Here is a 6,704-nt window from a genome sequence, read left to right as displayed (position 1 = left end):
CCCCGACCCGGTGTCGACTCACCCGGTCGGTGCTCACGACGACCAGGGCTCTACCTCGGCAGACCACGGCTCTACCCCGGCAGACCACGCCTCTACCTCGGCGGACCAGGGGTCTACCTCGGCAGGCTGACCGGCTCGGTCGCAGGCGAGCCGGCGTCGTCGGGCAGGGTGGCGCCGACGACGTCGGCGACGCCGGCGGGGCGGCGGCCGACGAGGAGGATGATCGCCAGGCCGGCGACAGTGAGCACGACGCCGGTCCAGGCCGGGGCGAGGTAGCCCCAGCCGGCGGCGATGACGAGGCCGCCGAGGAACGCGCCGTTGGCGTTGCCGACGTTGAGCGCGGAGTGGCACAGGGCCGCGCCGAGCGAGGGCGCGGCGGGCGACAGGTCCATGAGGCGCGTCTGCAGGGCGAGGCCGAGGACCTGGGAGGTGACGCCGAGCAGGAAGAGCGACAGCACGGCGGGGACGGGGTGGTGGCCCGTGAGGGCGAACAGCGCGAGCGTCACGCCCGTGGAGACGAACCCGAGGTAGACGGTGCGCATGACGGAGCGGTCGGCGAGCCGGCCGCCGAGGACGGTGCCGACGGTCATGCCGACGCCGAAGATCGCGAGCACCAGCGGCACCGCGGCGGACGACAGGCCCGTGACGCGTGTGATGGTCGGCTCGACGTAGGAGTAGACGGCGAACATGCCGCCGAACCCGACCGCGGCGCCGACGAATCCGAGCCACAGCGGCCCGTTGCGCAGCGCGCCGAGCTCGCGGCGCACGCTCGAGTCCTCGTTCCCCGCACCGGCCGGGACGAGCCACCACAGGGCGGCGAGCGTGACGAGGCCCAGCCCGCCGACCACGACGAACGCGGCGCGCCAGCCGAGCTGCTGCCCGGCGAAGGTCGAGAGCGGGACCCCGACGACGTTGGCGATGGTCAGCCCGGCCATCATGGTCGCGACGGCGCGCCCCCGGCGCCCGGGGCCCGCGACGGCCGCGCCGACCGCGGCTCCGACGCCGAAGAACGCGCCGTGCGGCAGCCCCGCGAGGAACCGGCCGGCGACGAGCGTCTCGATGCTCCCGGCGGTCGCGGAGAACAGGTTGCCGAGCGTGTAGAACGCCATGAGCGCGACGAGCAGCGTCTTGCGGGGCAGGCGCGCCGCGACGACGGTGAGCAGCGGCGCCCCGACGACCACGCCGACGGCGTAGGCGGTGATGGCGTGGCCCGCCGTGGGGATCGAGACGTCGAGGTCCGTCGCGATGTCGGAGAGCAGGCCCATCGTCGCGAACTCGGTCGTGCCGATGGTGAACCCACCCATCGCGAGCGCGAGGAGCGCGGGCCCGGCCCCGCGCAGGCGTCCGGCGCGCGTGGGAGGGACGTCCGCGGGAGGCGCGGGCGTGGCGGTGCTGTCGGTCATCGTGTCCTCGGGGCGTCGTGGCAGGGCGGCGGTGGAGACCTCGGACCGAAGCACCAGCGATCGAATCGATTCGAGGATCGTCGACGACGTCGGCGACGAGAACAGGGGCAGGCGGCCAGTCTAGGCGGGGACCGGCTCCGCGCGCACGACCCACACGTGGTCCGCGGCACGCAGGCCGAGCTGCGCGGGCGGCGTCGGGCGCGCGGCCGACGCGTCGTCGAGACGGACGCCCGCCCCGGCAGCGTCCGGCGGCGACCACACGACGGAGAGGATGCCCGCGTACTCGCGGCGTTCGCGCACCTCGACGCCGGTGTCCAGGCCGACGCCGATCTCCGCGAGGTAGCGCAGGACGTCCGGGTCGGCGTCGGAGATCCGCACGACGGTCCCCCGGTCCCCCACGACGAGGTCGGCGAGCGGGACGGCGGGCGGGCGGGCGACGGTCCCGTCGGCGCCGGGGATCGGGTCGCCGTGGGGGTCGCGCGTGGGGCGCCCGAGGCGCGCGTCGATCCGCTCCATGAGCAGGTCGGAGACGGCGTGCTCGAGCACCTCGGCCTCGTCGTGCACCTCGTCCCAGCCGTAGCCGAGCTCGGACACGAGGTAGGTCTCGAGGAGGCGGTGGCGTCGCACCATGGCGAGCGCGAGGCTGCGCCCGCGCTCGGTGAGCGTGATCGCCCCGTAGGGCGCGTGCTCGAGGAGGCCCTGGGCGCTGAGCCGGCGCACCGTCTCCGACACGGTCGAGGCGCCGACGCCGATGCGCTCGGCGAGGAGCTTGGTCGTCACCTTCTCGTCCGACCACTCCTGGGCGGCCCAGACGACCTTGAGGTAGTCCTGGGCGACGGGCGTCAGGTCGGTCGGGTGGTCCACACGACCACCCTAGGCCACGGGGCCCCGGGGCCCCTCAGGGGCTCGCGGGCCGGACGAGCTGGAGCCGCACCTCGACCGTGCCCTCGTCCCGCACCTGGACGGGGGCCGCGGGCGGCACCGCGATGCCGAAGTCGGAGAAGCGCACGCCGATCGCCCCGGTCGCGAGCACCCCGTCGCCCGACCGCTGCGCCTCGAGCGCCACCGTCACGGCCTCGGTCTCGTCGCGGATCGTCAGCGCGCCCGACGCCTCGAGGCGCACCGGCGTCGTCGTGGACCCGAGCTCGCTCACGTCGAGCGGCGAGGTGAGCGAGAAGAGCGTGGTCGGGTAGAGGTCGGTCTCGAGCGCCTGCTGGAGCTGGCGGTCCGCCACGGAGGACCCGGTCCGGAGCGTCGTCGTCTCGACCGTCACGGTCGCGGTCTCCAGCGACCCCGACCGCACGCGGAACGTCCCGGTGACGTCCGGGGTGACGCCCAGGAGCACGGCCTCGTCCGCCGGGACGTCCAGGACGTCGGCGCGGAAGCCCGCCTCGGACCCCGGCCCGACGACCCACTCGCCGTCGACGTCGAACGGCCCCGGCTCGGCGGGCGCCGCGGACGCCGTCTCCTCCCCCGGAGACTGCAGGCCCAGCGGCGGCGGGGTGCGGCCCTCGCGCACCTCCGAGTACACGAACGGCGCGAGGAGCACCACGACGAGCGCGAGGACCACCGACACGACGATCCAGCGCGTGGACCTGCTCATACGCCACATCCTGCCGTGTCCGGCAGCGCGGGGCGAGGACCGACGCGCGCCGTCTCAGCCCTCGGTGGCGGGCGCGTCGTCGGTCGGCTCGCCCGCGGGGACGTCCCCGCCCTCGACACCCTCCTCGCCGCCGTCGTCACCCGCCGGCTCCTCGACCACCGGCACGCCCGACGGCGTCGGCCAGGCGATGCGCGGCCAGACCGTCGCGGACTCGTCGGTCCCGATCTGCACGAGCTGCCAGTCGACGATGCGGCGCCGCTCGGGGTCGAAGCGCAGCACCGTCATCTCGGCCGTGCCCTTGAGCGGGCCGATGCGGAGCTGGTCCTTGACCGCCCCCGCGGTGCTGCCGCTCACGTACCGGACGCCGCCGCCCGTCCGCTCCGGACCGGACCGGGTGTGCATGTGACCGGAGATCTGGTTCGGGACGCAGCCGGAGTCGAGCGCCTCGTTCCCCATGCGGGGCGTGTGGATGAGGAGGAGGTCGATGCCGTCGCCCTCCTCCTGCTCCGTGCACGCGACCTCGGTGAGACGCGCCGCGTACTCCTCGGGCGTCTCCTCGCGCGGCGGCTGGCTGCCGAGGCCGAGGCGCGTCTCGAGCGGGTCGCGGTCGCCGAGGATGCGGATCCCCTCGACCTCGACGACCTTCCCGTCCAGCACGGTCTGGCCGTTGGCACGCTCCTGCGCCGACGTCTCGACGCTGTCGTGGTTGCCGTCGGCGACGACCATGGTCGCGCCCTTCGGCACCGCCGACGCGAACGAGTCGACGCAGAACGACTCGACCGCCGTGCCGTTCATCGTCGTGTCGCCGGCGTTGAGCACGATCGTCGCGCCCGAGCGCTCGACGGCGGTCCGGATGAGCGGCGTCATGCCCGTGTTGCAGTGGAGGTCGCTCACGACGAGGAGCGTCACGAGGTCCTCCTCGGCCGCCGGCTGCGGAGCCGGCTCGTCGGTCGCCTCGGCGTCGGCCGACCCCTCGGCGCCGGAGACCTCGCCGCCCGCGCCCTCGTCGCCGGCGCCCGACGGCGGGGTGGCGGACGCGCCGTCGTCGTCCCCCGTGGCGCGGGTCCCCTCGGGCGACGTCGCGTCGTCGGGGGACGGCTCGTCGTCGGACGTCGCCGTGGCTGCGGGGCGCGGCGCGGTGAGGCGCTGGATGCGGTCGCGCCGGTCCCACGCCGCGACGAGGTTGGCATCGGCGCGCGCGTAGAAGGCCTCGTTCTCGCGGTACAGGTCGATGAGCATCGCGCCGTACGTGTCGACGACGCCCGCGAGCCGGCCGGTGATGCGCGCGCCCTCGAGCGGGGTCCCGTCGAACACGGCGGACGCGCGGTGGGACGGGCCGGTCGTCGTGCCCGGGTCGCTCGCGACGAGCGACGCCGCGACGAGGGACACGAGGACGACCCCTGCCGTGATCTCGTAGGTCCGCGGCGCGACGCGCTCGGTGAGCTCGCGGCGGCGCGGCGGGCCGAGCAGCAGGTAGAGCCCCGCACCGACGGCCGCGACGACGAGGATCGCGAAGCCCGTCCGGCGCAGCGCGTCGACGACGAGGGCCCGCGCGACGGAGCCGATCGTCTCCTGCGGGCCGCCGAAGAAGCGGAGGTAGTCCTCGAGGTCTTGCGACAGACCCTCGAGCGTGTCGGCCTGCCCGACCGCGGTGAGGTCGGCAGGGATCTCCTCGACCGTGACGTCGGCGCCCAGGCCGAGCGGCAGCGGCGAGTCGATCTGGATGGTCCCGAGCGGGCCGAGGTCGACGGTGACGAGGCCGTTCGTCGTGACCTCGTACAGCGCCTCGTGCGGCCCGAGGCTGCGCTCGGCCGTCGCGGTCGTGACCCCCCACACGACGCACGGCACGAGCGCGAGCAGGACGGCGAGGGTCCAGCGGACCCAGCGGGGCGGGGTGCGGTGCGGACGGCTCATCACCGCCCAGCCTCCCGGATCGGGGCTCCCGCCGCCAACCGCGGGCGCCGCGCGCCCCGCCGCGGGGGCGCGGCGGGACGCGCGGGGCGGCGCGTCGTCAGGACTTCGCGCCGCGCAGCGTGACGAGCGCCACGCCCGCGGCGACGAGCATGAGCACCACGCCGATGAGCGACGTCGTGCCCACGCCGCTGCCGAACGCGGCGTGCGCGGAGTCGAGCAGCGCCTGCGCCTGCCCCGCGGGCAGGGTGGACGCGACCTGGGTCGCACCGCCGAGCGTCTCGGCCGCGGCGACGGCGTCGGCGGCGGGAACGCCCGCCGGGACGACGACGTTCGCGTGGTACGACGCCGTGAGGATGCTCCCGAGCACGGCGGTGCCGAGCACGGCACCGACCTCGTACGCGGTCTCGGAGATCGCGGACGCCGCGCCCGCCTTGGCGGCGGGGACCGACGACACGATGAGGTCGTTGGACACGGTCTCCGCGGCGCCGACGCCGAGCGACAGCACGACGAACGCGACCACGAGCAGCGCGAGCGTGCTCTGCCCCGCGCCCGCGGCGACGATCGCGTACCCCGTCGCGGAGAAGAGCAGCGCGACGGCGACGACGTGCGCGGGGCGCACGCGGCGCACGACCCGCACGACGCCCAGGCCCGCCACGATCATGACGAGCAGGCCGGGCAGGAGCGCGACGCCCGCCTGCATGGGGGCGAGCCCGAGCACGAGCTGCACGTCCTGCGAGACGAAGAACAGGAACCCGACGAGCGAGAACACGGACAGCAGGTTGACGAGCACGGCGCCGCTGAACGCGCCGTGGGTGAAGAGCCGCACGTCGATCATCGGGTCGGGCCGGCGGAGCTGACGTCGCACGAACAGCGCCCCGGCGACCAGCCCGACGACGACGCTCCCCACCGCGGGGGTGCTCACCCCGGACTTGGCGAGCATCTTGATGCCGTAGACGACGGGCGTCATGGTCGCCATGACGAGCACGATCGACAGCACGTCGACGCGCCCCGGTGCGGGGTCGCGCGACTCGGGCACGAAGAACGGCGCGAGCGCGAGCAGCAGCACGAGCACGGGGACGGCGAGGAGGAACACCGAGCCCCACCAGAAGTGCTCGAGCAGGAACCCGCCGACGATGGGCCCGAGGGCCGACCCGGCGGCGAACCCCGCCGCCCAGATCGCGATGGCGAGCCGACGCTCCTCGCGGTCGACGAAGACGTTGCGCAGGAGCGAGAGCGTCGACGGCATGAGCATCGCGCCGAAGAAACCGAGCGCGGCGCGGGACGCGACGAGCGCGCCGGCCGTCGGCGCGTAGGCGGCGACGACCGACACGGCCGCGAACCCCACGGCCCCGACGAGGAGCAGCCGGCGGCGGCCGACGCGGTCGGCGAAGGAGCCCATCGGCACGAGCAGGCCGGCGAGCACGAGCGGGTAGATGTCGATGATCCACAGGAGCTGCGTCCCGCTGGGGCGCAGCGACTCGGAGATCTGCGGCAGCGCGAAGCTCAGCACGGTGTTGTCGATCGACACGAGCAGCACCGGGAGCATCAGCACGGCGAGCGCGAACCAGCGGCCGGCGGCGCCGCGCGCGGGCCCGCGCGTCGCGGACGCGTTCTGGGCGGCCGGGGCGGCCGTCGGGGTCGTCTGGGTCGTCGTCACGGGGGTCGTCACGGCGAGAGGTCCTTCCACGTTCTGCGGGCGGTCGGGGCGGCGCGGTGGCGCCGAACTTCCAAACCGTCCAGACGGTACAGTAACGATCTCGACGCTCGCCGTCATCCCGAGGACG

Annotated in this window: 5 protein-coding genes; all 5 read right to left on the bottom strand. The window is 75.0% G+C overall.

What is annotated here, in order from left to right; genetic code table 11:
• Positions 1-113: 113 nt before the first annotated feature.
• The gene (locus ACTJIY_RS16610; protein ID WP_440673922.1) at positions 114-1,403 is read right to left on the bottom strand and encodes an MFS transporter; all 1,290 of its coding nucleotides are present in this window, start codon (positions 1,401-1,403) and stop codon (positions 114-116) included.
• Between the two features lie 120 nt (positions 1,404-1,523).
• A complete protein-coding gene (locus ACTJIY_RS16605) occupies positions 1,524-2,267 on the bottom strand; it encodes a metal-dependent transcriptional regulator (protein WP_440673921.1) in 744 nt (247 codons plus the stop codon).
• Between the two features lie 34 nt (positions 2,268-2,301).
• On the bottom strand, positions 2,302-3,006 hold the full coding sequence (locus tag ACTJIY_RS16600) for a YceI family protein (protein WP_440673920.1): 705 nt from the start codon (positions 3,004-3,006) through the stop codon (positions 2,302-2,304).
• Positions 3,007-3,060: 54 nt separating this feature from the next.
• The gene (locus ACTJIY_RS16595) at positions 3,061-4,920 is read right to left on the bottom strand and encodes a metallophosphoesterase family protein (protein WP_440673919.1); all 1,860 of its coding nucleotides are present in this window, start codon (positions 4,918-4,920) and stop codon (positions 3,061-3,063) included.
• 97 nt (positions 4,921-5,017) lie between these two features.
• Positions 5,018-6,589 (bottom strand): MFS transporter, encoded by a 1,572-nt coding sequence (locus ACTJIY_RS16590; RefSeq protein ID WP_440673918.1) that lies wholly within the window; start codon positions 6,587-6,589, stop codon positions 5,018-5,020.
• Positions 6,590-6,704 lie beyond the last annotated feature (115 nt).

The sequence above is a fragment of the Cellulosimicrobium sp. 22598 genome (genome assembly GCF_052044445.1).
GTDB lineage: Bacteria > Actinomycetota > Actinomycetes > Actinomycetales > Cellulomonadaceae > Cellulosimicrobium > Cellulosimicrobium cellulans_G.
The sequence above is the reverse complement of the archived record's forward strand: the minus strand, read 5'-3'. Positions and strand labels throughout refer to the sequence as shown.

Bases quoted from the DNA above. Each gene is read 5' to 3' on its own strand.
- ACTJIY_RS16595 (WP_440673919.1), bottom strand. From the start codon at position 4,920: ATGAGCCGTCCGCACCGCACCCCGCCCCGCTGGGTCCGCTGGACCCTC.
- ACTJIY_RS16600 (WP_440673920.1), bottom strand. From the start codon at position 3,006: ATGAGCAGGTCCACGCGCTGGATCGTCGTGTCGGTGGTCCTCGCGCTC.
- ACTJIY_RS16610 (WP_440673922.1), bottom strand. From the start codon at position 1,403: ATGACCGACAGCACCGCCACGCCCGCGCCTCCCGCGGACGTCCCTCCC.